We start from the raw sequence: 24,328 nt of genomic DNA, 5'->3' as shown, positions 1-24,328 counted from the left end.
TATCTGTAATACGGAAGCGTCCCAACCCTTTTGTCCTCATCTTTTATCACAGAGAGAAACCGGTACAGACCAGAACACAGGGACTGCTCCCAACGCCTCTCTCATCTTATTTCACAAATGACCATTGGTCAATGTTTATGTTTCACAATAAATTCAAACAATTAAAATGAATTTTGGTCATTATTTTTCTCTCCGCTTCCCCCTAAACAGTGGTAGACTAGTAGTACCAGCAGGCCTTTGCGTGGTTCTCTGTGACCCAAACGGCCTGGAACAGTTAAACGTACCGGACGAAGGATGTTACAGAAGACCGAAGCAGACGGCCGGATTCAGGATGCACAGGCAGCGGAGGAGCAGCCATGGGAAAAGTTGAAGTGAATAAAAGAAATAAACGGACGTCCCTTCTTCAGACCGCGTTCGATCTGTTTGTGGAGCAGGGGTTTTCCAAAACCACCATATCGGATATATCCAAAAGAGCCGGTTTGGCCAAGGGAACGTTTTATCTGTATTTCAAGGATAAATATGATCTGCGGGATCAGCTTGTGGCCAGAAAATCCGCTCAGCTGATGCAGGAGGCGCTGAAAGCCCTGGAGCTGCGCCCGGAGAAGCCAAAGACACTGGAGGATTATATTTTCGGCATCACAGACTATATTCTGAATTATCTGCAGGCAAATCCCATGCTGCTGAGGTTCATCTCCAAGAATCTTTCCTGGGGACTGTTTCGTTTTGCCTCTGCGCAGCCGGACGATGTGCCGCAGCTGACAGAATTCTACGAGGGCTTTCTGCAGGCGTTAAAGGCGGATCACCTGGAATGCGGGCATCCGAATCTCCTGCTTTTTACCATTATCGAGCTGGTCGGTTCCACCGGCTACAGCTGCATTGTCTATGAGTCCCCATGCGACCTGAACACCTATCTGCCCTGGCTGCACCAGAGCATTCATCAGATACTGATCGGATACACCAGCAACAGACAGACAGAATAAACGGAGGATACAGTTATCCCCCGTTCTGAATCAGATAATCATACGTGTAAGTCGTTCCCGTGGCGGTGGGCGCCAGCCAGGAGAGCGTATCTCCTTGTGCTTCTCCCTCGCCCTGCGTGGTGCGGATGTGCACGGAATCGTCCAGAAATTTCGCGTAGCCGCTGTACTCGTCTGTCGTGATGTAGTAGGTGTAGCTGTCGTCCGCAGTGTAATTGGAAATCTGTTCTGTCGTCAGGTCATACATATAATGACGCACCCTGTTCCAGTAGGCCGTGTCACTGACCGCCGCCTGGACAATCGTCTGGTCTGCGTCCCCGGAATTCAGATCCGGTTCTATGTCATCCCAGGTGGGATCTGTCTCATACCATTCTCCGTCCAGTGAAATAACCGTCCAGGAATGTGGCTGCAGATCATCTGCAGATTTTCCCGCCTGTCCGGTTACCCGTACCACCGGAATGCCCACCTGCTGCAGCAGATACTGGTAGGCATAGGTGTACCCGTCGCAGAGCGCTGTGTTGGCGTCGCCCCTGCTGTCAGCCACCAGGGCTCCGTATGCGGAATACGACAGGTCAAAGGATGCGGAGCCTGTATCCGTCACGGCGTCCGCCAGCTCACAGTCATAAGAGACCAGACTGTTCAATTTGTCATGAATACGCAGAGCCAGCCAGGGTGCAGCCTGTGTCGTGTCAATATCGGAAAAAAAGCTGTCCACCGCACTGTTAAAGGCCGTCATCTCCGCCTGATAATTCTGATATGGCTCCGTCAGCTGCAGCATCACGGCGTACTGATCCCCCAGATGAAAGGAATCCAGATAATAATAGGTAAAGCTTCCGCTTCCCTCCCGCAGCCAGAACATTTCCGGGTGATCGTAGATCAGGGCGTCATATGCCCGGTTCACCTCTTGCTTAAACGCATCCGAGGACGGATCTGCCGCAATCTCCATCCGCTTGTGATACTCCGTGGATTCCGGATGCCCCGCCACCGTTTTCATGGCATCGTAAATGATTTTTTCCTCGTCCGTCAGCTGATTATAAAAGAAATAATCCGTGGCTGCATTCCGGAAAAGGCTCTCCTCATCCGGAATATTATCCTGATATTTGTCCGCGTTCAGCGGGTTCCGCGCAAGCTGCTCCAGAAACCCGCCGTCGGAATTCTCTTCAAAGTCTTCGGAGGAAGCCGAAACCGCCGCCGGGGAATCCGCAGTGCCTCCGTTCTGATCCCCTTCTGGTACAGCGGAGGCAGCCGTCTGTCCGTTTTCTCCTGTGCCGCCCTCCCCGGCCAGTTTCTCCAGCGTCTCCCGCAGCCCGCAGCCAGACAGCGATCCAGCCAGAAGAACAGCGGATAAAAGCATCAGCGCAGCTCTGCTCGCGCCGGTGCGGAAATCCTGTGTGATTTTTTTCAATACTCTTACCCCTTTTAGCCATCCGGATATCTCCCCAGATCCCCGGATGTTTTCACAAATCAGTCATAGCTTCATGCAATAATCAGTGTACCACGGATTGGGGGTTCCGATTATTTAAAAAAGCATAAACTTTATTGCGCATTCCCGCTCTTTCGTGTAATAATATAGGTCATTATGTAACAGGGAATTCACAGATTTATGAAAAGAAGAAAAAAATCATCCAGACGGAGCCGGCGGTATCTGCTGATACCCGTCGGCATCCTTGTATTGATATGTATTCTGCTGTCCGTAAACCGGCGGACCAAAACGGCAGTTGGAAATCTGGCATCCTCTGCCGCTTCCCAGCTGTTTGTATCCGGTTCTTCCCACCTGTACAACGACTATAACAAGGCCGCGTTCGTACTGGAAAACGGAAGAATGATCTACACCGATACCGGCTCTTACTCCTACAGTACCGGAATTGATGTCTCCGAACACAACGGTTCCGTGGACTGGAATAAGGTGAGGTCTGACGGCATTGACTTTGTGTTTCTGCGGATCGGCTACCGCGGCTATGGCACGGAGGGCACGCTGCAGGAAGATGCCAATTTTGAAGAAAATTATAAAAATGCCAGAAAAGCGGGGCTGAAGGTCGGCGTTTACTTCTTCTCCCAGGCTGTCAACGAGACAGAAGCAGAAGAAGAAGCTGACTTTGTTCTAAAGAAGCTGGACGGGAGAACGCTGGATCTTCCCGTCACTTATGATGTGGAAAATATTTCGGATGACGCCGCAAGGACGGACAACGTGTCCGGAGAGCAGTTTACCTCTAATATACAGGCATTCAGTCTGAAGATTGCGGACGCGGGGTACACGCCCATGCTGTATGCCAACCTGCAATGGGAGCTTCTGATCCTGAACATGAGCAGGCTGGAGAACCTGCCGATCTGGTACAGCAGCTATGAGACCACCCCGTCCTCCACCTACCGGTTTGACTACTGGCAGTACTCGAACACGGGAACGGTAGATGGCATTGACGGGGATGTGGACATGAATATTGCCCTGACCCCCGCCAACAGTGTCTCCTGATCGGCCCCGGATTCAGCCGTCAATGATCTTTCTTGCCTTATCCGGATAATTGGTAATAATGGCGTGGACACCGAAGTCGCAGCACATCTTCAGCCATTCATCCCGGTTGACCGTCCATACATTGACGTCCAGACCGAATTCTCTGCATTTCTTCATGTAATCCGGGTACTGCAGATTGTAAAGAGCCGGATGCAGGGCATTGACATGGTGATCTCTGCCGTATTCCGGCATGTCCAGCGTGCCGTCCGCATACAGGAACCCTGTCTTTGCCTCCGGCGCAAGCTTCTGGATTTCCATGATGGAATAATGGTTGAAGGAAGAAAAAATCACCCGGTCCATCCACCCGTTTTCACGGGTAAGCTCCACAATTCTGCGCTCCAGCCCCGGGTAAAAGATTTCCCCGGTCTTCAGCTCGATATTGATGGTCAGCCCGGTCGGCTTCAGCAGATCAAACACCTCCTGCATGGTGGGAATCTGCACGCCCTCGTAAGCCATCTGCCCGCAGCAGAAATCCATTTTTTTAAGCTCTTCCAGCGTATAATCCTTTATCCAGCCCTTTGCGCTTGCGGTCCTGTCAATCTGCTCGTCGTGGCAGACTACAATCTCCCCGTCCTTTGTCAGCTGGACATCCAGCTCTACGCCGTCCGCCCCCAGATCCGCCGCTCTCTGAAAGGCCGGGAGTGTATTTTCCGGCGCGTATCCGCTGGCGCCTCTGTGCGCCCATACCAACGGTTTGCTCATTTTTTTATGCCTCCGTTTTTTGCCTGCTATGCTGTTCCTGCCGCCTGTCAGCCCTGTATGCGGACCGCCGTTTTCAGAGCGATTTCCATCATCTCATGGAAGGATGTTCGGATCTCATCCGGCGTAAGGTGATCCGGCTTAAACAGATGATCGGACACCTGCAGGATGCTCAGCGCCTTCTTTCCCGCGTACATGGCCTCTGTATACAGTCCGGCCGTCTCCATCTCCACAGCCAGAAGTCCGGCCTTCCGCTCTTTTTCGCTGACCTCCGGGTCCGGATAGTAGAAGTAGTCGGAGGAATACACGCTGCCAACAGCCGTCTTTACACCCATTTCATCCGCGATGTCCGCGGCTGTGCGCAGCATCTCCCAGTCCGCCGTGGGGGCAAGCTGTCCCGGCAGACCGTAGCGGGAAGGATAGGCAGAATTCGTCGTCGCGCTCATGGCAAGCACAACGTCCCGGACATTCACCTTTTCACCGACGCCGCCGGCGCTTCCGATCCGGATGATCCCCTCGACGCCAAAGAAATGAAACAGCTCATGTGAATAAAGTCCGATGGACGGAATTCCCATTCCGCTTCCCATAACCGAGACCTCTTTACCCTCGTAGGTTCCGGTAAAACCCAGCATATTGCGGACGTCATTAAAAACGACCGGATGCTCCAGATACGTTTCCGCCACATATTTCGCGCGGAGCGGATCCCCCGGCATCAGCACAACCTTTGCAACATGTGTTCCGTCTTTGATTTCCATACAGGCGGATGGTGATGGTGTTCCCATAAGTAAGACCTCCTTGTTTTTCCTGTCATTCTGTTCTGCAGACTTTTCCCATGCGGAAGGCATCCGAAATATCCGAACTTTCCCGGCGCCTGCAGTGTTTGTAACCGATCCACAATGGTTCCGTTCTCCCGTCCGACAGGACCGGAGAACCGTACCTATCTTACCATATTCCAGAGTGTCGGAAAACATTTCGCCGCGGATTCCTGCGCACCGCCGAAAAACCGTCGGTGAAATGTCTGACAGCAGAAATACGCTTCAGCAGTCTCCATGGCTTAAAGCTGCTTTTTCTGCTAAAATAACGGTGAAAGCTATAAAAGCAGGAGAAATCCGGGCGCCGCCGCGGCATCCGACATAAAAGAAATATAAAAAAGAACTTTACGGGAAATGGAAGTAACAGCAATGGAATCAGATGAAAAACAAGAACTATCAGCCATGGAGGAGCAGTATAGAAAAATGACACAGGAACCAGTCAGCAGGCTGATCTTGTCCCTGTCTCTTCCGACAATCGTCTCTATGCTGGTGACAAATATCTACAATATGGCAGATACCTGGTTTGTCAGCGGAATCGGGACAAGCGCGTCCGGGGCGACCGGCGTAGTTTTCGGTCTGATGGCAATTCTGCAGGCCTTCGGTTTTATGTTCGGCCACGGGGCCGGAAGCAACATCTCCCGCCTCCTTGGAGCCAGAAACGTAGAACACGCACGGAACTTCAGCGCCGACAGCTTCTATCTTTCCATCGGCGCCGGAACACTTGTCATGGTTCTGGGACTTATTTTTATGAATCCGCTGATGCGCCTTCTGGGGAGCACCGAAACGATTCTTCCCTATGCCAGAGATTACGCCTTTTATATCCTGATCGCGGGACCCGCGCTGACATCCTCCTGCGTCATGAATAATATCCTTCGCTACGAGGGAAAGGCCTTTTATGCCATGATCGGACTGACAAGCGGCGGTATCCTGAATATTTTCGGAGACGCCTTTCTGATCCGGGTTCTGCACATGGGAATTGCCGGGGCAGGACTGTCCACAGCCGTCTCCCAGTACATCAGCTTTTTTATACTGCTTCTTCCCTATCTGAGAGGAAAAACGCAGAGCAGCTTCTCGCCCCGGTATTTTGTGTGGAACAGCCGCCTGATACGCAACATTGTCATGACGGGAACACCCTCCCTGCTCCGGCAGGGACTGAACTCCCTGTCCACCATGGTGATGAATAATTTTGCCGGCGTCTACGGAGATGCCGCCGTAGCAGCCGTCTCCATTGTCACCCGGATTGTCATGTTCCTGAACTGCGTCACCATCGGAATCGGCCAGGGCTTCCAGCCGGTTTCCGCCTTTAACTACGGCGCCAAAATCTACCGGCGGGTAAAAGAGGGATTTCTTTACTCCCTGAAATCCGCCCTGCTGCTGATGGCAGCTTTAAGCATCCTGGCATGGATCTTTGCCCCGCAGCTGATTGAATGGTTCCGGGACGATCCGGCGGTGATCCGTATTGGCGAGAAAATGCTGCGGATTCAATGCATCGGCATGTTTATCAGCCCTCTCTCCGTCTACGGGGACATGATGTTTCAATCCATCGGAAAGGCGAAAACCGCCTCCTTCATGGCCTCTCTCCGCCGCGGCATCCTGCTGATTCCGCTGGTGATTCTTCTGACCTCCCTTTTCGGGCTTACCGGCCTGGAGTGGTGCCAGGGCATAGCGGAGATCCTAACAGCAGCCATCACCATGCCTTTTGTAATCCGATTTTTTATGCGTCTGCCGGATCCGCCGCTGTCTGGAGACGATGCCCCGTAGAAAACATTGCCTTAATCTGAAAACGGACACACGAAGGATTATTAACAGGACGCGCGGGGCTTTCAGTCATCCAGCCGCAGGATGGTGGTCAGGATATGCCTGGCCGCTGTTTCCATCTGACTGCGAGTCACAGCCCCCTTTTCCATTGCCTTTTGCAGGCGATCCGGGAACCCACAGCCCATTTTCACGTCATTTCCGGCCGCGCATTCCTTGTACTGCTCTCCGCAGCCCCACCAGTCGGTTGTCACCGTGCCGTCATATCCCCACTCTTCCCGCAGAATTCCGGTCAGAAGATCGTGGTTTTCCGATGCCCGGCATCCGTTAATCAGGTTATAGCTGGACATGACCGACCAGGGATTGGCCTCCCGGATCACAATTTCAAACTGTTTCAGATAGATTTCCCTTGCCGCACGCTCGGAGACGCGGGAATCGGAATTCTTGCGGTTTGTCTCCTTGTTGTTCAGCGCAAAATGCTTCAGGCAGGCCGCCACATGGCTGCTCTGTATGCCGCGCACCATGGCCGCAGCCTGTTTTCCCGCCAGGAACGGATCCTCCGAATAATACTCAAAATTTCTTCCGCACAGCGGGCTCCGGTGAATGTTTACGGCAGGGGTAAGCCAAACATAGATGTTGTTTTCCCTCGCCTCTTCTCCGCCGGCCCGTCCGACCTCGTAGACCGCATCCGGATTCCAGGTGCAGGCCAGGAGTGTGGAGCAGGGGAAGGCCGTGGTACGCACGCCGGTCTCCTCCTCAAACCGGACTCCCGCGGGTCCGTCCTCCGTCATGATATTGGGAACCCCCGATTCCGGAAGATTTCCCCATCCGAAGGTATTGGCGCAGCCGGTGTTCGGCGTTCCGGACAGAAGCCAGGTCAGATCCTCGTCTGAAAGCGACTGAATGAACTCCTGCAGCGTCATTTTCCCTTCCGCAACATCTGCCAGCTGCGGACACTCCGGCGCCTGATAGGCGGGGCGGGACTTCCGGTAACGGACCTCCGGGGCTATGCACTCGATCTCCTCCGGATATTTCAGCGGAGTGAAAATATTTTCGTCCGGATCAGACTGCTCCCGGAGAGGAAGCTTTTCATATGATCCGTCCGCCAGCATGCGCTTTTCCAGCTTTTCGGGAACAAGCCGCGCGCTGCACTGTTTTGTCACTACGTTTTCTTCCAGATTCCAGGAAAATACACCCGTGCCGGATTTCTCCCCTTTCAGGACTTTCCGGTCTGCGTCCGGGCACTCCGGTTTCCCGGCGCTTCCGCATCCTCCGCCATTGTGCGCCGCTTTGCAGCTCCCGGCGGCGGGCTGAAGCTGTCCGCGCACATCTGTACCCACATAGAAATGATATTCTCCAGCTTCCAGCACCCAGGCAGATTTGCAGATTTTTCCCATATCATCATAGCTGGCCATCCGCTCCGCAGGAAGCACGAACTCTATCCTCTGGCTTTCTCCCGGTTCCAACAGCCGCGTTTTCCGGTAATCTCCCAGCACGCGCAAAGGCTTTCCCAGAAGTCCCTGCGGCGCGCTGTAATAAAGCTGCACCACCTCTTTGCCCGGATACTTTCCGGTATTGGTGATACAGAGAGAAATGTGCACCTCCGCGGAGAACGTTCCTTCCCCTTGTCCACCCTTTCCTGGCTGCTCTGTCCACCCCGTCGCATCCGTAAGGGCAAAGGATGTATAGGAAAGACCGTACCCGAAAGGATATACGACCTTTTCCGCCGCGCCCGGTATGGTCTCAAAATAGCGGTAGCCCACATAGATATCGTCCGTATAATCCACGTATCCATCCGACGCATGAAATCCCTCTGTGGAAGGATAATCCTCCAGGGTTCCGGCAAAGGTATCTGCCAGCTTCCCGGAAGGACTGCCGTGACCCATCAGCAGCTCCGCCGCCGCATCACCGCCCTCCATGCCGCCCTGCCAGGTAATCAGCGCCGCGGAAACAGTGTCATTGTCCCGAATCCATCGCGTATCTGCCATGCCACCCACATTCAGGAGAACAATGACCTTCGGAAAATGCACGGTCACATCCTGAAGCATCCGGTTCTCCGCCTCCGTCAGGTAAAAGTCCGAGTGCTGAAAAATCGTGTCCGCCAGATGAATATGGGTAAATCCGTCCTCCGGCTCATACTCCGGGCCGCCGAAATCCGATTTGCGGTCCCACCCCTCGCCGGAATAGCGGCTGAAGGAGACAACCGCCGTGTCCGTCCATGCCGCCGCTCTCTGCAGCAGGTCTCCGGGAACCTCAGGTTCCGGAATAAGCCCCGGAATTCCCCCCTGGCTGTATGCCTCCTGCACATAATGCCGGTAAAATTCCGCACTGTCCGGAAATACAGATACCTCACCGCTTAACGCCAGAAAGCCGTCCAGAATATTGTGTACATAAGGAGAAGCAACGTCTCCGGAACCGCCGCCGCCTTTTACATAGTCAATCGTTCCCTTTCCGAAAAGAGCCACCCTTGCGCCGGGACGCAGCGGAAGCACCTCGTTTTCATTCTTCAGGAGAACCATTCCCTCCTTCGCGGCTTCCCTTGCCGCCGACCGGTGCTCCGCGGATGCCGTCACCCGCCTTCCGTCTTTTCCCAGCGGAAGATTCGGTGTAAATCTCGCCCTGACCCAGTGATTCATCTTAAAACCCTCCTGTTTTCATACGCTTCAGCCCTTCCACGCCCGCAGGCGGGACGCTTCCGCACCCCTCCTGTTTTCATGCGTTTCAGCCATCCCACACCCGCAGTCGGGACGCTTCCGCAGCCCTCTTCTGCATCTCATCCCCACGGACATGGTTTTTCGCTCTGGCATCATCATAGCGCGTCTGCTTAGCGTATTTCAACATTTTCGGAAGGTTTTCGGTTTTCCGCCGCAGCGCCATGAGTCGGCTTATGGCCGGCAGATCTGCGGCAGGTAATCGGACGGGGCTACATGGCCTGTCTGGTGCCGGCGCGCACCCCTGTCATACTCCAGGGATCCAGGACGCGGCTCAGTTCCTGTTCGGTCATCAGGCCATCCGTAAGAACGATTTCCCGGACGGTTCTGTCCTCCCGGACGGCCTGCTTTGCGATCTCCGCGGATTTTTTGTAGCCGAGATACGGGGAAAGGGCGGTTGCAACACCGGCGCTGCTCTCCATCAGCGCACGGCAGCGGGCACGATTTGCCCGGATTCCTGCGATACAGTTGTCGGTCAGAGTCCGGATCGCTCCCTCCATGGCCTCTATGGACTCAAACAGATTGTAGAAGGCAACCGGCTCAAACGCGTTCAGTTCCATCTGCCCTGCTTCCGCCGCCATAGCGATGGTCACATCATGCCCGGCCACCAGATAGGCCACCTGTGTGACAACCTCCGGAATGACCGGATTTACTTTGCCCGGCATAATGGAAGAGCCATTCTGTTTCGCCGGCAGGCTGATCTCCGCAAGACCGGTTTTCGGTCCGGAGGAAAGGAGACGGAGATCATTGCACATTTTGGAAAGATCCATGGCACAGGTTTTCAATGCTCCGGAGACAGCCACAAAACCGTCCAGGTTCTCCGTCGCGTCGAACAGGTCGTCGGCCTGCACAAGGGGATATCCGGAAAGCGAAGCCAGATTCGGAACAATATTGTCCAGATACTTTTCAGACACATTGATGGACGTTCCGATTGCTGTACCTCCGAGATTGACGCTCAGCATCTCACGGCTGATGTCTGAAATTCTTTTTCTGTCACGTTCTGCCATAACCGCATAGGCATGAAACGCCTGACCCAGGCGCATCGGAACCGCGTCCTGCAGCTGCGTGCGCCCCATTTTAATGACATCATCAAATTCATCGGACTTTTTCAAGAGCGCGCTGTGAAGCCGCTTTAATTCTCCCTCCAGAGGCTGAAGAAGATCCAGAACCGTCAGCTTGCCGGCCGTCGGAATCACGTCATTGGTGGACTGCGCCATATTGACGTGATCATTCGGATGCACCGTGCTGTAGTCGCCCTTCCGTGTGCCCAGGAGTTCACAGGCTCTGTTGGCGATCACCTCATTCATGTTCATGTTTGCGCTTGTCCCGGCGCCGCCCTGAACAGCATCTACAATAAATTCCTCCCGGAAGGAGCCGTCCATCACCTCTTCGCTTGCCTTTATAATCGCTTCCGCAACCTGTGCGTCCAGTTTTCCGGCCGCAAGATTGGTAACCGCGGCCGCTTTTTTAATCAGCGCCAGATTTTTCAGAAAAACAGGGTTCATCGGGTGCCCGGTAATCTGAAAATTTTCCTGTGCCCGCAGGGACTGCACGCCGTAATAGGCGTTTTCCGGTACTGCTTTTGTTCCGATAGAATCTGATTCCAGACGTGTTCTCATGATGCTGTACTCCTCTTTTCCTGATTCTGATCTGCTGACTGCTCTCTGTTTCCAACTCTCACACGGCCGCCGATTTATCTGGCTCCTGCGGTTTTCAGTTTTACTTTATGTTTTACCTTGCACCGCTGTTTCATCCGTCTTTTGCGATTTCGCTTTACACTTGTCTGAACTTATCCCTCCGCTTAGCCCGGCCTGTGTCAATCTCGCTTAGTGTTTTTGTGTTCCTGCCGGTATGAGCGAAGGATAGACCCATCCCGCCGCTTTGTAAATATTTTTCGGGCAGAACGAAAGGAACCCTTGAATTTTCGGAGTTTCAGCTTAAAATATTTAATTAAATAACATTTTAACTTTATTTTTTTAATCTACTCATTTTTAATTATTCCTGATATTCAGTATATAGTTATGCTTAAAAATGAGTATACATGAGAAAAACAGAGAAAAAGAGAGTTCCGGCACAGAAGCATTCCTCCGGCGCCGGAAAAGAAAATTCAGACAGAAAGGGAGAGCCATACCATGGAGCTGGACGCGGTAGATAAGAAAATAATAAAAATACTTCTGGAAAACGGGCGGGCTTCCGTCAAGGATATCGCAAGAAAGGTATTCCTTTCTTCCCCGGCCACCTCCGCCCGCATTGAAAAGATGGAAAAGGCCGGCGTGATCCGCGGCTATCACGCAGAGGTGGACTACCGGCAGTTCGGCTACCACATCAAGGCCTTTATCAATCTGGAGGTAGAACCGAACCAGAAGAAGGAGTTTTATCCTTATATTCAGAAGATCGGCAATGTCATCGAGTGCAGCTGCGTAACCGGGGATTACTCTATGCTGATCGAAACAGCTTTTCAGTCCACCGAACAACTGGATCACTTTATCAACGAGCTTCAGCACTTCGGCAAGACCAAAACGCTGATTGCCTTCTCCACATCAGTGGAGCACCGGGACGTTCCCGTCTGACATGCCCGCAGGCAAAAGAAAAAGAAGTTTTTCAGCCATAAGCAGGACAGAAAACAGGTTTCTTTGCCGGGCCTGCGGATGCATAATAGAAATAACAAAACCATTTGGACGGGGCTGTCCCGGTCGGCAGCCCCTGTAACTTTACAGGAGGTATTGTATGCTTCAAAAACTGAACAGTCCTTTTATGTATGCGGTCTGCGGCCTGATTATTCTTTTTGTCGCCGTCGTGTGTGTCATTTTTCTTGTCCGTTCCTACCGCGCGGGAAAGGCCATGGGCATGGATCCAAGGGTGCTGAAGCGTGCCATTACTTCCAGCGCCACCTTTTCCGCACTGCCCGCCGTGGGCATTCTTCTGGGCGTTATCGCCCTGTCCGGAAGCCTGGGAACTCCCTGGCCCTGGCTGCGTCTGTCCGTCATCGGCGCCCTGCACTATGAGACACAGGTGGCAGAAGCCGCTTCCGAGGCCGTCGGCATAGGAAGCCTCTCCATCTCCCACATGACGCCGCGTGCCTTCACCACCATCGCGCTGCTGATGAGCATCTGTATTATGTGGGGCATGATCCTCTCCATTTTTTTCAACAAACGCTACACAGACCGTCTGGGCGGTAAAAATGCCGCAAAGAAAAGCGGAGCCGGTTTCGGAGATTCCGCAATGACCGCCATGTTTATCGGCCTGGTCAGCGCCTACATCGGAAGCTACATAGGAGAGATTATTTCCGGCAAAGGCACCTTTACCTTCCGCGGAAATGCCGTTCCTCTGCTTGTCGCCGCGGTTTCCGCTGCCTCCATGGGAATCTTTACCTATTTTTCCGAAAAGAAAAACGCCCGCTGGCTGGAAAACTTCTCTGTGGCCGGCAGCATGCTGATCGGAATGGCAGCCGCTGTTTTCCTGGGATAGTCGGGCTGGACAGCCGCCTCAGACGAACCCCGCACTCCGGCAGAAGTTTCTTTCCGAGGTCCGGAGCGCATCAATGTTGAAAAGATAAAAGTAAAAACCGGGAAAGGATGATTGATATGACAAACAAAGAAAATTCTAAAAATTTTTCTGTGGAGCGTTTTAACCGGAGTACCCACCGGATCGGCAGGATAAGCAGCGCCGTTACGCTGTTTCTTCTGGTCGGCGCTCCTTTTCTGATCGGCCTGTATCTGCAGGCCATGCCGGATCTGTCCGCTGCCGCAAAGGGATTCCTCTCCGTCGGCCTGATCTGGACTGTTTCCAGCGTTGTGGAATTTCTGGTCTACACACCCATGCTAGGCGCCGGCGGCGGTTACCTGGCATTTATTACCGGAAATCTGATCAATATGAAGATCCCCTGCGCCATGAACGCACGTGACATTGCAGGAACAAAGGCCGGTACCCCAGAGAACGAAATTATCTCGACACTCTCCATAGCCGCATCATCACTTGTCACGATTTTGATTCTCGCGCTTGGCGTGCTGCTTCTGCAGCCCCTGCAGCCGGTTTTGCAGAGCGAAGTCCTTGCCCCTGCCTTTGAAAATGTCGTTCCCGCCCTGTTCGGAGCCATGGCATGGCAGTATTACCGGCGGAATCTGAAGCTGGCGCTGATTCCGCTGGCTGTTATGACTGTGCTCTTTATCCTGCTTCCTTCCCTGACCTCTCAGACGAGCATGATGATCCTGCCCTCCGGCGCGCTTTCCATTCTGCTGGCATGGGCGGAATACAGAAAGAAAAATCCAGGCAGAAAGGAGAAATCATCATCATGAGAATTTTTCTGACCATTCTAATAACTGTTTTTCTGGTGCTGGCGGCACTTCTGATCGCCGCACTGATTCACACACTCTGTATTCCGAAAAAGTTCTCTGATTACAAGCCAAATCCGGACAAAAAACGTGCGGAAACATATGCCGGAAAGCTCTCCCGCATGGTGGCGTATGATACCACTTCTCATCAGGGAATGCATGACCGGGAAAAGTTTCTGGGTTTTCACCGGCTGCTGGAGGAGCTGTTTCCGCTTGTACATCAAAAACTGGAAAAAACCGAAATCGAAGGAAACCTGCTTTTCAAGTGGGAGGGGCGAAACCACGACAGGCCGATCGTCCTGATGAGCCATCAGGATGTCGTTCCCGCGGAGGGAGAATGGATCCATGACCCGTTTTCCGGCGATATTGCAGACGGGAAGGTCTGGGGACGGGGCGCATCCGACACAAAATGCTCCGTTATGGGATTCTTCCAGGCGGCAGAAGAACTTCTGGCTGAGGGCTATGTTCCCGAACAGGACATCTACCTGTCCTCCTCCTGCACAGAGGAATGGGCGGGGGACGGATGTCCGAAGCTGGTCGAAGAACTGAAACGGCGAGGCGTCCGTCCGTACCTTGTCTGCGACGAAGGCGGAGGCATTATCACCGATCCAATCGGGGGCATCAAGGGAAATTTTGCCATGGTCGGCGTCTTTGAAAAAGGAAAGGCCGATGTGCAGTTCACCGCAAAGGGGAACGGCGGACACGCAAGCGCCCCGTCTCCGGGCTCTCCAATTGCCCGCCTGGCCGCCTTTGAAAACAGTGTGGAGAAGCACAATCCGTTCCGCGTAAAAATGCTTCCGGAGGTCTCCGCCATGTTCCGCACGCTGGGTCCCTATGCCAATTTTGGGCTTCGCTATCTTTTTGAGAACCTGTGGCTGTTTCAAGGGCTCCTGACCCGCCTCATGCCGGCTATTTCCGCACAGGGCGCGGCAATGCTTCGGACAACCATTGCCTTCACCATGCAGTCCGGCTCCGATGCTGTTAACGTTATCCCACAGGAAGCGTCCGTCTCTGCTAATATGCGTTTCATTCCTCATCAGGGAATGGAAGAGAGCCTGGAGATCATCCGGAAACGGGCGGAAAAATACGGTCTGTCCATGTCTGTCCTGTATCAGAGTGATTATACAAAGCCCATTGATATTCACGGAGATGCATTCCGCATGGTTCAGGATGTCATAGCACAGACCTTTGACGGCATGGCCGGAAACCCGTACGTTATGACCGGTGCCACCGATGCCCGCTTCTATCAGGAAATCTGTGATAACGTGATCCGCTTCGCGCCCGTTATTTACGGCCCGGAGCAGATGCGGGGGATGCATGGCGTTAATGAGAATATCGAATACAGCTGCCTGCCGGGATGCGTGGATTTTTATAAAAATCTGATCCGCGCCCAGAAATAATCACCGGCAGTCCGCCTGCCCCGCCGCCGGCAGTGATGCCTGGGCGGAATTCCTTGAGGAGTCCCAGGCCACAGACCTGGACAACCGCTGTGTAAAAACCGGAGCACTGAACCTGGTCGGAAGACCCGGACTGGCGCATGACCCGGGAAGAATCCCGCTGAAAGAATTGATGAGCGGGTGCAGCCCCAGACAGCCGGTTCTTGTTCTGGACCATGATCCCGCCGGAATTCCGGAAGCGCAGAAAGAACGCGCCGACCTGGTACTGTGCGGCCACACCCACGACGGGCAGTTTTTTCCCTGCACGCTGATCACCCGGTACTGGTATGGAAAAGAGCACTGCCACGGAATACACTGGGAAGGCCATACCTCCTGGATCATATCCTCCGGAACTGGATTCTTCCAGACACCCGTCCGGGTAGGCACAGACAGCGAGATCATCCTCATTCAGTTAACCGGAGGCGAAGCACCGTAACCCCTGAACTGCAATAAAAAGACAAACCCGGTGAAAGACAGGGAGCCGCTTCCTTCCATGCGCTCCGCCGGAAAGGCAGAACACCAGTCGGAATAGAAATTTAAAAAACAGTAATGGAATACGTATACTCTCTGCTCTCTGAGGGAAGTGCATACTGGACATTATTTTTATGTTCAAAAACATCATCCTCATCCGTTGTTGTGGAAAGCCCTGTCCACGGTTCCATGGCCAGAAATCTTCCTTCCTTGTTGTTCCAGAGCAGAAGATACTGGAAATCTGCAAAATCCAGACGCACCCCTTTTCCTGATACAGAAGAAATGAGGGTGGCACTCCTGGACTTAAGATTATCCAGCACCCGCGCATCATTGGTAAACAACGCGTAAGATAGCGGAAGATCGTCTGAATCCTGCATCAGAGGAGTCCTCTGATGCATATTCTGGAGTCCCGTCCCGGGAACCGGGTCAGGAGTCGCACAGTTCTCCTTTTGCGGAAATTTCACATGATAGTCCTCAAAGTGTTCCCTCTCCTCCAGCGGACAGCAAAATGCCGGATGTCCTCCTACGAAAAACGGCATTTTTTCAGTCCCGGTATTCTCCACTCTATAGGTAACCTCAATTGTACTGCCTTTTAACGTAAAAATTTCAGATACCTTAAAGTCATATGGAAATTGTTTTTGAGATTCTTCATCTGAGTAAATGGAAAATACAATACGGTCTTTTGACTTCTCCTCCATGGAGAATTCTTTTTTGCGGATAATGCCGTGACGCGGCATACTCATAGTCTTTCCATTTCCTACCGAGGCCGTATCATTGCGAATGCTTCCACATATCGGAAATAATATCGGAGCCTGTCCACTCCAAAAGGCCGGATCACCCTGCCAAAGATATTCCAGTCCCTCCTTGTTTTTTATAGACTTTAATGTTCCTCCCTTTGATTTGAAAGTAACATCCAGTTTATCATTGCCCAATGAATAATCCATCCTCTTTCCTCCTTCATGCCTTCTCTTAATTAAGCTTTATATAAACATAAAACATATCAAGCCGCATTTCATACTGCATTATATCACGAATTATCTTCAGGAAATTGCAGTTTACGTGTTGTTTCTAATAAATCCGTTGCAATAAAAGCTTGTAGGTCGCCTGCAGAGCCCAATATCCGTTCTTTCTGTCAGCATAAAAGCAGGCTGCGGAGATTACCTTCCGGTAATTTCCGCAGCCCGCTTTCACATGAGATAGAGAATAATGAATCTATAATTAACGGTTTTTAGCCAGAACAGGAATTCCTGATCTGGAAAAACCGAATGGGCGGATCATTCCGGCACTCATCAGCCCTGCCAGATATCCGTAAACGGACAGCGTCTTGAGCAGGCCAAATTCTCGGATAAGATCAGAGACTGCCGGAACCTCTCTGTAGTGACGGACAAAATCGCCGATGAAAATAGCGATATCTGTCTGGATTTCTGTTCTGTATGTATTCATAAATATAATCTCTCTTTCATACATCGTCAGGATGTTGTTTTCTGTACTCCTGAACTGTCTGTAGGTTCTATCATGTGTGGCATCGAATGTTTGATACCGTGACTAAATAATGCCATAGCACATTAGCAGATGCAATGAAAGAGTGCTAATTTTTTTCTAAACAATCTATAAAATTATCGTTGGCATTGCTGGAATAATCGGTTATAATATCCGTATGTCACGGAAGGTTAGCTCAGCTGGGAGAGCATTCGCTTGACGTGCGAAGGGTCGCAGGTTCGAGTCCTGTATCTTCCATTAAATAAGCCCGGAATTTCCTTTATTTATGTGGATTTCCGGGCTTTTACTATGTCCACGGTTAGCAAATTGTTAGCTGAAATGATGTTCTCCGGCTTCTATTGTGGAAAAACGCACTTGCTCCTTATTGAATCAGATGCCGTAAAAAATAAAAGCCCGGGCTTCCGGACAGTCCACCCATGTGGATTCTGCCGGTACCCGGAGCTTTTCTTATTGATCAGATAAGAATCTGGAACAGCTCTGCGGGCTGCCGTCATTTCGTCATTTTTATCTCTTTGAACAACGGCAGCATTAAAATTCCGAGCATTACTCTACATCCTGCACTGCGGCATATCCTTCCTCTCCTGTCCGTACTTTTACAACTTTCTGCACATTGTAAACGAAAATCTTTCCGTCTCCGATGTGTCCGGTGTACAGAGTCTTCTTAGCCGTCTCAATGACGCGGTCTACGCTGATCTTGGACACTACAACCTCTACCTTAACCTTGGGCAGCAGCGTAGAATCGACAACAGCTCCTCTGTACTTCTCCGTGGTTCCCTTCTGAATGCCGGATCCCATAACCTGAATCATAGTCATTCCGGTTACGCCAAGCTCATTCAGTGCCTTCTTCAGCTTATCGAACCGGGACAGCCGACAGATAATAACCACCTTGTGAACTCCTGTATCAGTCTCTGCCGCAACATCAGGTGCCTTCTGCACCTTAACTGCCGCATCCTTTGCCGCCTGGGAGGCTTCCTCATAGCTGTCCACACCGAGATCCGTATTTTCATTGGCATCTACTGTCATATCGGTAACATCGCTGATGGCAAATCCGGAATAAGCGGATGCAAGACCATGCTCATGAATATCCAGTCCTTCAATCTCAACCTCAGCCGGAACACGGAGCCCGATTGTTTTGTCAATAATCTTGAAGGCGATAAACATAACCACAAGAACATACACAGCAACCGATACAATTCCCAGCAGCTGGATCCCAAGCTGCTTTACACCGCCGCCGTAGAACAGGCCGACACCTACGCCGTCTGCCCCTGTGGAAAACAGTCCGACTGCAATCGTTCCCCATATGCCGTTTGCCATGTGGACGGAAACAGCGCCGACCGGATCGTCGATTTTGGCGACATTATCAAAGAATTCAACGCTGAATACCACAAGGAATCCGGAAACAAGACCGATGAAAAAGGCTCCTAGCGGAGAAATACAGTCGCACGGAGCAGTAACCGCTACCAGACCCGCCAACGACGCATTCAGTGTCATGGAGACATCCGGTTTTCCGTAACGAACCCAGGTAAAAATCATGGCCACAACCGTGGCAACCGCCGCCGCCAGGTTTGTGTTCATAAAGGCCAGGGCTGCCGTTGACGCCGCATCCGCATCCGCCATAGATACCGTGGATCCGCCGTTAAATCCGAACCAGCAGAACCAGAGGATAAAGACGCCAAGAGCAACTGCTGTCATATTGTGGCCGGGAATAGCCCTGGGCTTTCCGTCCTTCCCGTATTTTCCGATACGGGGTCCGAGCATCCACGCACCCAGCATGGCAATCAGTCCGCCCACCATATGTACGCAGGTGCTTCCCGCAAAATCGTGGAAGCCGAGCTGAGAAAGCCAGCCGCCGCCCCAGATCCAATGTCCGCTGATGGGGTAGACAATCAGCGAAATAATTGCCGAGTAGCAGCAGTACGCCTTAAAGTTTGTCCGCTCTGCCATGGAGCCGGAAACAATAGTAGCCGCCGTAGCGCAGAAAACTGTCTGGAAAATCACATATGCCCACAGAGGCATATTCTGCGGAACCACGCTGTTTTCCGCCGTGTATGTTCCAAGAATCATCGGATCCAGTTTTCCGATGAAAGCCCCCGTTCCATTAAACATCAGGCCAAAACCGATCAGCCAGAAGCAGGGTGTGCCAATACAGAAATCCATCATGTTTTTCATAAGGATGTTTCCTGTATTTTTTGCCCTGGTAAGTCCTGCTTCACAGAGCGCAAAACCGGCCTGCATAAAATAAACAAGCGCTGCACATAACAAAACCCATACAACGGTAGGTATATCAATATTTGCCATAAAATTCCCCTCCTTCTCCTTCCTTTATGGTTACCTGCCGGGTAAACAGCTGCATTCAGCCCTTTCTCCATCCGGCGCTGCTCCGGGAAAGAAAAAGACGCCGGGCGGAGTTTCTTATGAAAACTCCGACCAGCGCCCTTGCTGAATATCAAATGATTTCCGGCCACCATGAAGTGCGACAGTGCTGCCGTGGCCAGAAAAAAAGACGAGGGTATGAGAAGAAAATCTTCAAACACCCTCGTTTGATATTGGAATCTTATACCCGGATAAAAAAGAAGTCAAGAGGTTTTCTGCAAAAAGGCCGGTATCGGCCTGCCCCGGCAAAAACAACCCGCACGCTTGCTCGGGCAAAAGAATAGCATATTGGCGAAATCCAAGCGGTACAAGCAAACGGATTTCTACGGTCCGCGTGCTTGCGCGGGCAGAGGGAAGAGCCTATACTTGTGATACACTTGTTAGCAATATACTTTTATCCGCAGTCGGTTTCCGCAGCCTGCCTGCTTCCGGCTTTTGTACGCTCTGCGGTTTGGGGAGACTATGGTTCAATTAACTGATTATCTTTATTCCGGCGACACAGTTCTGCATATTATACGAAATTATTCTGACGCGCTGAGGAAAAATGCTTCCAATGCCGATAATCCTGTAGACCTGTCACACGCGAATTTCCTTCTTCAGATGGAGGAGCTGCTGGAGCACAACAATTTCCTTACCTCGCAGTCCCAGCGGATCCGTGAATTCTATAAATTCATGGCGGAGCATTACGGCATGTATTCCTTTACCTTCCGCGGAAGGATCAAATCCCTGATCCGGGCAGAGGAGAAATTCAACGGCTATATTGTCAACAGCATTTACTCCTATCACACGGAGTACGGAACCTGGCCGCCTGTCTCGGAGCTGCGCGGGCAGATTAACCGTTTTAAGGACCTGATCGCCTACCGCATTGTGCTTTCCCTTCCTTCCTGCCATCTGAAACCGGGCGTAAGCCGGACGGAGCTGGAGGAAAAAACGCTCTATGAGATCGCGAACCTTCTGCCGGATTTTCTGGAAGAACGCGGCTTCAGCGCGCAGCTGGCCCAGAAAAGCCAGCCGGTCCGTTCTCCGCTTCTGAACGATAATGTACGGCCCTATTACAAGGATTATGTGGCCAATCCCAAGGAGGACGGCTATCGTTCCCTTCATCTGACTCTTTTTGACAATATGGCCAGAAGCTATACGGAAATTCAGCTGCGGACGAAGGATATGGATGATTTTGCCGAGATCGGAGAGGCCAATCACAGCATCTACGAAAAAAGGCAGGAGTGCGAACGCTCCCGCCGGATGGAAATTCCCCGCGGAGAATGCCTTTATTTTGATGAAGCGTACGACCGGATCATAAACCTTCAGAACCTTGACCTGTCGAAAATAGATGTCAACATGTTTACGGCCCTGGACAAATACCGGATTAACGACGGATGCGGCCTGTATTACGGGCGGCTTATTCTTCCCTATGAACATCTGTCCCGGTTCCAGAACGACGAGATAGATTAAAGAGATTGAGGAAAGGATCCGCTTTTTACGCGCTCCGGGTCTGCCGGCTGCAGCTGGTAAGCATGAATGGATTTCGCAAACTCCACGCTGCGGTCCATATCTTCTTTTGTATCCTCATCCAGTCCCAGCACGATGCTCGCAATGACACGGATGTGATACTTTTCGCAGGCCGCTCCGGCCCGCCGTATGTTCTCAATATTCTGTCCTTTATGAATACTGTTCAGTGCAGCCTGGTTCAGAGATTCAATGCCGATCAGGACACGGGTCAGGTGCGCGTCGTGAAGCAGCTGCAGCAGCTCCTCATCGTCCGCCATGTCGGTTCTTCCAAAGAAAAAGGTCTCTTTAAACGTCAGCCCTTCCCGTATCATGCGGCGGCAGATTTCCTTTGCCCGCTCCTTATCCGCGGTAAAGTTGTCGTCCTCAAAATTCAGGTACTTAAACCCCATTTTCTTGTACATCCGGATTTCGGCAATCACGTTGTCAATGCTTCTCTGCCGGTAAGGCGCGAACATCCGGGACGTGGTGCAGAACGTACAGCGGAAGGGACAGCCCCTGGTGGAGATCACATTCGCTGCCTCACAGGGTGTTTTCAGAATAGAGTAGTCCGGAAACGGCGCCTCATCCAGATCTGTCAGGGCAATGCCCCGGACAATCTTTTCCTTCCGGTGTCCCTCCACAACATCCAGGATCACCTTTTCTCCCTCTCCGACGATCACCTGATCCGCATGCTGCGCGGTTTCCTCCGGCATCCAGGTGGGATGCATCCCTCCCATAATCACCCGCGCGCCGGATTTTTCGTGAATCGTATCGGCCAGCTGATATCCTCTGGGAGCATTCGAGGTCATACAGGAAATGCAGAATACATCCGTATCCTTCAGAAGCTTTTTATAATTTACGCCCACATTCAGCTCCTCATAAGCCTCTACCTGATGCCCTGACCTCCGGAGAATTCCGCCCAGAATCAAGGACCGGTAATTGAGTTGCTCTGCCCGTAGATCTTTCCTCCCCAGCGGTACATGGGAATACGGCGAAGCCCCGACGCCGGCACAATAAAAACAATCTTCATGTTACCCTCCTGCCCATCCGGCTGCCGCACCGCAGATGCTTGTAAAATCCTGAAAACCTGTCCGCCGACAGATCATGTAATACAGCCGCCGTCTGAACCTGCTCGCCGCCTTTACAGACAGTTCGCAGATATTACATTTATAATAATATCAATACATATGTATAATATATAAGCAAACAGGGGAACCGGCGGCAAGATCACAATTCAATTTTTGTAGTCCTATCAATACAGCCAGGAGAATATGTATCTATGGATAAAAGAATTCTGAAAACAAGAAAATGTCTGCGCGAGACCATGCTGGAACTGTTAAAAGAAAAGCCCTATAAGAAAATATCCGTGAAAGAAATCTGTGAGAAATCCAATACCGGGCGTGTAACCTTTTACAATCACTACGACGATAAGTACGATCTCCTGTTGGACTGTTTTGACGCCATGCAGCAGAATGTAGCGGAACATTTCCATCTGCTTCAGAAACAAAATAATCCGGACAACACGCTTGTCCAGACCTTTGAAAATATGATTGATGCTATTTTTGATGAAACCAGAAAATACTCCTACGTTTCTCTGACGGAGGATCTGGACTTGATGACTATTTACTACCACATGGTTCTTTCCCATCTGGAGGGGATGGAAACAGGGATGGGAAAGCGGATGCAGACCCGCTACGACCAGCGCCAGCTGAATTCCTTTCTCGCGCTCGGTTTCTGGGGCTTTCTTCACGGAAACGAATCCAGGAATCCTCTGGAAACGCGCAGGGACGCCCACCAGCTGGCCAGGGATCTTGCGGAAAGCAGCATTTTCCCGCAGAGCTGAAACAGAAAGCCGGTCTTTATCCGGCAGCAAGAAAATCGCTCTTTTATTGCTGTCAGATCACTCTGAATCGAGAATCAGTCCCGCTATCAGCTTCGCCCCGGCAGCAAGATCGGCGGTTCTAGTATATTCCTTTACCGAATGCGCCTGATACATTCCACAGGAAAGAACCAGTCCCTCGATCCCATGCTCCGCAAAAGTATTATTATCGCTGCCTCCAAAGGTAGAAGTAATATCCCCTGTCAGGCCAAGGCTCCGGCAGACGCGCCGGAACCGTCTGACAGGAACACTCTCCATGCCTGTTTCATAAGCATGCAGGTGAACGGTATACCGGACATCCGCAGATGCCCCGAAGCTCTCTGCCGTCTGCCGAAAGATCTCTGTCACCCGGTCCAGACACGCCAGCGCCTTCTCGTGAACGTAACTGCGTATTTCCCCTTCGGCTGTACACTCTTCCGGAACGATATTCGTTCCGCTTCCTCCCTGAATCACGCCGATATTGCAGGTGGTCTCTTCATCAATATGGCCCATTTTTATTTTCGTAACGGCCTCTGCCGCCGCCTGTATGGCATGAATGCCCTTTTCCGGTTCAAAGCCGGCATGTGAAGCCCTGCCGGTTACCGTGGCCCGAAAAGAAATCAGACTTGGCGCCCTGTTCGCGGCTGTTCCGGGCATACCGCTCATATCCGGCACATATGCTTCCTTTGCCCGGATTTTCCCGAATTCTTCCTCTGTCATGGAGCTGGTGCCGACCGTATAGAGCTCTTCCGCTATCGGAAACAATACTTCAATATCCCGATGCGGATTTCCGGATTCCAGAACCGCCCGGATGCCCTCCAGAATTTCCACCAGCCCGGCCACATCGTCTGCTCCGAGAACGGTTGTCCCATCGGAGTGAATTGTGCCATCCGGTTCCAGAAACGCCTTTTTCCCTTTCGACGGCTCTACCGTGTCCATATGCGCCGAAAAGAGTACCGGCTGACCTGGGATGGTTCCCTGCAGAAATCCGTACAAATTTCCCGCACGGTCCGACCTCCCGGCCTCCTTTTGCCCCTCCGGAACAATGCCTTCTTCTGAAAGCGCCTTCTCCCACGCCCTGTCTTCTTCCACGGCAAAGCCGAGTTCCCGCAGCTTTGCCGCCAGACAGTCTGCCATTTTCCGTTCCCCGAAGCTGGGAGAATCCAGAGCTGTGAGCTCTATAAACTCCCGAACCAGCCTGCTCTCCGATACACAAACCTTATTGATCTCTTTCAAAACACTCCCACCCTTTCCATGTCCGCTTTTCTTCCTCCGCTTACTGTCCGCTGCATATCGCGCGCTGTTTATTGCGCGCTGCTTGCTGTCCGCTTCCGACAGCGTTCCGCATGATTCTGCACAAAATGTTCACATATTATCCAGAAAGCAATCACATTTTACCATTATGATA

At 51.9% G+C, this 24,328-nt stretch carries 21 protein-coding genes and 1 tRNA gene; 12 read left to right on the top strand and 10 right to left on the bottom strand.

The genetic code is table 11. From position 1 onward, the window contains the following. The first annotated feature begins 356 nt into the window (after positions 1-356). Positions 357-980, top strand: a complete 624-nt coding sequence (locus FYJ60_RS03350) for a TetR/AcrR family transcriptional regulator (protein WP_154457164.1) — start codon at positions 357-359, stop codon at positions 978-980. Positions 981-993: 13 nt separating this feature from the next. Here the strand turns inward: FYJ60_RS03350 and FYJ60_RS03345 are convergent, their stop codons facing one another. Continuing rightward, entirely contained in the window at positions 994-2,382 is a 1,389-nt protein-coding gene (locus FYJ60_RS03345) for a hypothetical protein (protein WP_154457163.1), read from the bottom strand. A gap of 198 nt (positions 2,383-2,580) precedes the next feature. Between FYJ60_RS03345 and FYJ60_RS03340 the strand changes: the two genes are divergently transcribed. Beyond that, positions 2,581-3,447, top strand: coding sequence for a glycoside hydrolase family 25 protein (locus FYJ60_RS03340; protein ID WP_154457162.1), 867 nt, complete (start codon positions 2,581-2,583; stop codon positions 3,445-3,447). Between the two features lie 12 nt (positions 3,448-3,459). Here the strand turns inward: FYJ60_RS03340 and FYJ60_RS03335 are convergent, their stop codons facing one another. Together FYJ60_RS03335 and deoD are read right to left on the bottom strand one after the other, a co-directional pair. Continuing rightward, positions 3,460-4,188 (bottom strand): glycerophosphodiester phosphodiesterase, encoded by a 729-nt coding sequence (locus FYJ60_RS03335; protein WP_154457161.1) that lies wholly within the window; start codon positions 4,186-4,188, stop codon positions 3,460-3,462. 47 nt (positions 4,189-4,235) lie between these two features. After that, on the bottom strand, positions 4,236-4,967 hold the full coding sequence (deoD, locus tag FYJ60_RS03330; RefSeq protein ID WP_154457160.1) for a purine-nucleoside phosphorylase: 732 nt from the start codon (positions 4,965-4,967) through the stop codon (positions 4,236-4,238). 399 nt (positions 4,968-5,366) lie between these two features. Between deoD and FYJ60_RS03325 the strand changes: the two genes are divergently transcribed. Further along, positions 5,367-6,758, top strand: a complete 1,392-nt coding sequence (locus FYJ60_RS03325) for an MATE family efflux transporter (protein ID WP_154457159.1) — start codon at positions 5,367-5,369, stop codon at positions 6,756-6,758. Between the two features lie 62 nt (positions 6,759-6,820). On the opposite strand, the gene FYJ60_RS03320 is transcribed toward FYJ60_RS03325, so the two are convergent. Together FYJ60_RS03320 and FYJ60_RS03315 are read right to left on the bottom strand one after the other, a co-directional pair. Next, positions 6,821-9,388 carry a glycoside hydrolase family 3 protein gene (locus FYJ60_RS03320; protein ID WP_235903303.1) on the bottom strand — a complete coding sequence of 856 codons (2,568 nt, stop codon included), beginning with the start codon at positions 9,386-9,388 and terminating at the stop codon, positions 6,821-6,823. 287 nt (positions 9,389-9,675) lie between these two features. Further along, entirely contained in the window at positions 9,676-11,082 is a 1,407-nt protein-coding gene (locus FYJ60_RS03315) for an aspartate ammonia-lyase (RefSeq protein WP_154457158.1), read from the bottom strand. Positions 11,083-11,601: 519 nt separating this feature from the next. Between FYJ60_RS03315 and FYJ60_RS03310 the strand changes: the two genes are divergently transcribed. The 5 genes from FYJ60_RS03310 (at position 11,602) to FYJ60_RS03295 (ending at position 15,666) form a co-directional block, all read left to right on the top strand. Further along, a complete protein-coding gene (locus tag FYJ60_RS03310) occupies positions 11,602-12,033 on the top strand; it encodes an Lrp/AsnC family transcriptional regulator (RefSeq protein WP_205838969.1) in 432 nt (143 codons plus the stop codon). A 157-nt stretch (positions 12,034-12,190) separates the two neighbouring features. Continuing rightward, a complete protein-coding gene (locus FYJ60_RS03305; RefSeq protein WP_154457156.1) occupies positions 12,191-12,931 on the top strand; it encodes a DUF5058 family protein in 741 nt (246 codons plus the stop codon). Positions 12,932-13,047: 116 nt separating this feature from the next. After that, entirely contained in the window at positions 13,048-13,758 is a 711-nt protein-coding gene (locus FYJ60_RS12435; protein ID WP_205838942.1) for a hypothetical protein, read from the top strand. Then, complete coding sequence (locus FYJ60_RS03300; protein ID WP_205838941.1) at positions 13,755-15,194, top strand: M20/M25/M40 family metallo-hydrolase; 1,440 nt, start codon at positions 13,755-13,757, stop codon at positions 15,192-15,194. The genes FYJ60_RS12435 and FYJ60_RS03300 overlap by 4 nt, the downstream gene beginning before the upstream one ends. 169 nt (positions 15,195-15,363) lie before the next feature. Next, entirely contained in the window at positions 15,364-15,666 is a 303-nt protein-coding gene (locus FYJ60_RS03295; RefSeq protein WP_154457154.1) for a metallophosphoesterase family protein, read from the top strand. Between the two features lie 100 nt (positions 15,667-15,766). On the opposite strand, the gene FYJ60_RS03290 is transcribed toward FYJ60_RS03295, so the two are convergent. Together FYJ60_RS03290 and FYJ60_RS03285 are read right to left on the bottom strand one after the other, a co-directional pair. Then, positions 15,767-16,645, bottom strand: coding sequence for an aldose 1-epimerase family protein (locus FYJ60_RS03290; protein WP_154457153.1), 879 nt, complete (start codon positions 16,643-16,645; stop codon positions 15,767-15,769). A gap of 274 nt (positions 16,646-16,919) precedes the next feature. Then, positions 16,920-17,144 (bottom strand): hypothetical protein, encoded by a 225-nt coding sequence (locus FYJ60_RS03285; protein WP_154457152.1) that lies wholly within the window; start codon positions 17,142-17,144, stop codon positions 16,920-16,922. A 221-nt stretch (positions 17,145-17,365) separates the two neighbouring features. On the opposite strand from FYJ60_RS03285, the gene FYJ60_RS03280 reads away from it, so the two are divergent. Beyond that, positions 17,366-17,438 (top strand) — tRNA-Val (locus FYJ60_RS03280). A gap of 306 nt (positions 17,439-17,744) precedes the next feature. Here the strand turns inward: FYJ60_RS03280 and FYJ60_RS03275 are convergent. Further along, positions 17,745-19,499 carry an ammonium transporter gene (locus tag FYJ60_RS03275; RefSeq protein WP_154457151.1) on the bottom strand — a complete coding sequence of 585 codons (1,755 nt, stop codon included), beginning with the start codon at positions 19,497-19,499 and terminating at the stop codon, positions 17,745-17,747. A gap of 116 nt (positions 19,500-19,615) precedes the next feature. On the opposite strand from FYJ60_RS03275, the gene FYJ60_RS03270 reads away from it, so the two are divergent. Together FYJ60_RS03270 and FYJ60_RS03265 are read left to right on the top strand one after the other, a co-directional pair. Then, entirely contained in the window at positions 19,616-19,858 is a 243-nt protein-coding gene (locus FYJ60_RS03270; protein ID WP_154457150.1) for a hypothetical protein, read from the top strand. Positions 19,859-20,036: 178 nt separating this feature from the next. Then, positions 20,037-21,026 (top strand): nucleotidyltransferase family protein, encoded by a 990-nt coding sequence (locus FYJ60_RS03265; RefSeq protein ID WP_154457149.1) that lies wholly within the window; start codon positions 20,037-20,039, stop codon positions 21,024-21,026. Here the strand turns inward: FYJ60_RS03265 and FYJ60_RS03260 are convergent. Then, positions 21,023-21,991, bottom strand: a complete 969-nt coding sequence (locus tag FYJ60_RS03260) for a B12-binding domain-containing radical SAM protein (RefSeq protein ID WP_205838940.1) — start codon at positions 21,989-21,991, stop codon at positions 21,023-21,025. The two genes, FYJ60_RS03265 and FYJ60_RS03260, sit on opposite strands and share 4 nt — an antisense overlap. A 350-nt stretch (positions 21,992-22,341) precedes the next feature. On the opposite strand from FYJ60_RS03260, the gene FYJ60_RS03255 reads away from it, so the two are divergent. Further along, on the top strand, positions 22,342-22,905 hold the full coding sequence (locus FYJ60_RS03255) for a TetR/AcrR family transcriptional regulator (RefSeq protein WP_154457147.1): 564 nt from the start codon (positions 22,342-22,344) through the stop codon (positions 22,903-22,905). A 57-nt stretch (positions 22,906-22,962) separates the two neighbouring features. On the opposite strand, the gene FYJ60_RS03250 is transcribed toward FYJ60_RS03255, so the two are convergent. Continuing rightward, the gene (locus tag FYJ60_RS03250) at positions 22,963-24,156 is read right to left on the bottom strand and encodes a M20/M25/M40 family metallo-hydrolase (protein ID WP_235903302.1); all 1,194 of its coding nucleotides are present in this window, start codon (positions 24,154-24,156) and stop codon (positions 22,963-22,965) included. Positions 24,157-24,328 lie beyond the last annotated feature (172 nt).

The sequence above is a fragment of the Bilifractor porci genome, assembly GCF_009696005.1.
Taxonomy (GTDB): Bacteria; Bacillota; Clostridia; order Lachnospirales; family Lachnospiraceae; genus Bilifractor; species Bilifractor porci.
The sequence above is the reverse complement of the archived record's forward strand: the minus strand, read 5'-3'. Positions and strand labels throughout refer to the sequence as shown.

Bases quoted from the DNA above. Each gene is read 5' to 3' on its own strand.
- FYJ60_RS03350 (WP_154457164.1), top strand. From the start codon at position 357: ATGGGAAAAGTTGAAGTGAATAAAAGAAATAAACGGACGTCCCTTCTT.
- FYJ60_RS03340 (WP_154457162.1), top strand. From the start codon at position 2,581: ATGAAAAGAAGAAAAAAATCATCCAGACGGAGCCGGCGGTATCTGCTG.
- FYJ60_RS03335 (WP_154457161.1), bottom strand. From the start codon at position 4,188: ATGAGCAAACCGTTGGTATGGGCGCACAGAGGCGCCAGCGGATACGCG.
- deoD (WP_154457160.1), bottom strand. From the start codon at position 4,967: ATGGGAACACCATCACCATCCGCCTGTATGGAAATCAAAGACGGAACA.
- FYJ60_RS03325 (WP_154457159.1), top strand. From the start codon at position 5,367: ATGGAATCAGATGAAAAACAAGAACTATCAGCCATGGAGGAGCAGTAT.
- FYJ60_RS03320 (WP_235903303.1), bottom strand. From the start codon at position 9,388: ATGAATCACTGGGTCAGGGCGAGATTTACACCGAATCTTCCGCTGGGA.
- FYJ60_RS03315 (WP_154457158.1), bottom strand. From the start codon at position 11,082: ATGAGAACACGTCTGGAATCAGATTCTATCGGAACAAAAGCAGTACCG.
- FYJ60_RS03305 (WP_154457156.1), top strand. From the start codon at position 12,191: ATGCTTCAAAAACTGAACAGTCCTTTTATGTATGCGGTCTGCGGCCTG.
- FYJ60_RS12435 (WP_205838942.1), top strand. From the start codon at position 13,048: ATGACAAACAAAGAAAATTCTAAAAATTTTTCTGTGGAGCGTTTTAAC.
- FYJ60_RS03300 (WP_205838941.1), top strand. From the start codon at position 13,755: ATGAGAATTTTTCTGACCATTCTAATAACTGTTTTTCTGGTGCTGGCG.
- FYJ60_RS03295 (WP_154457154.1), top strand. From the start codon at position 15,364: ATGAGCGGGTGCAGCCCCAGACAGCCGGTTCTTGTTCTGGACCATGAT.
- FYJ60_RS03290 (WP_154457153.1), bottom strand. From the start codon at position 16,645: ATGGATTATTCATTGGGCAATGATAAACTGGATGTTACTTTCAAATCA.
- FYJ60_RS03285 (WP_154457152.1), bottom strand. From the start codon at position 17,144: ATGAATACATACAGAACAGAAATCCAGACAGATATCGCTATTTTCATC.
- FYJ60_RS03275 (WP_154457151.1), bottom strand. From the start codon at position 19,499: ATGGCAAATATTGATATACCTACCGTTGTATGGGTTTTGTTATGTGCA.
- FYJ60_RS03270 (WP_154457150.1), top strand. From the start codon at position 19,616: ATGAAAACTCCGACCAGCGCCCTTGCTGAATATCAAATGATTTCCGGC.
- FYJ60_RS03265 (WP_154457149.1), top strand. From the start codon at position 20,037: ATGGTTCAATTAACTGATTATCTTTATTCCGGCGACACAGTTCTGCAT.
- FYJ60_RS03255 (WP_154457147.1), top strand. From the start codon at position 22,342: ATGGATAAAAGAATTCTGAAAACAAGAAAATGTCTGCGCGAGACCATG.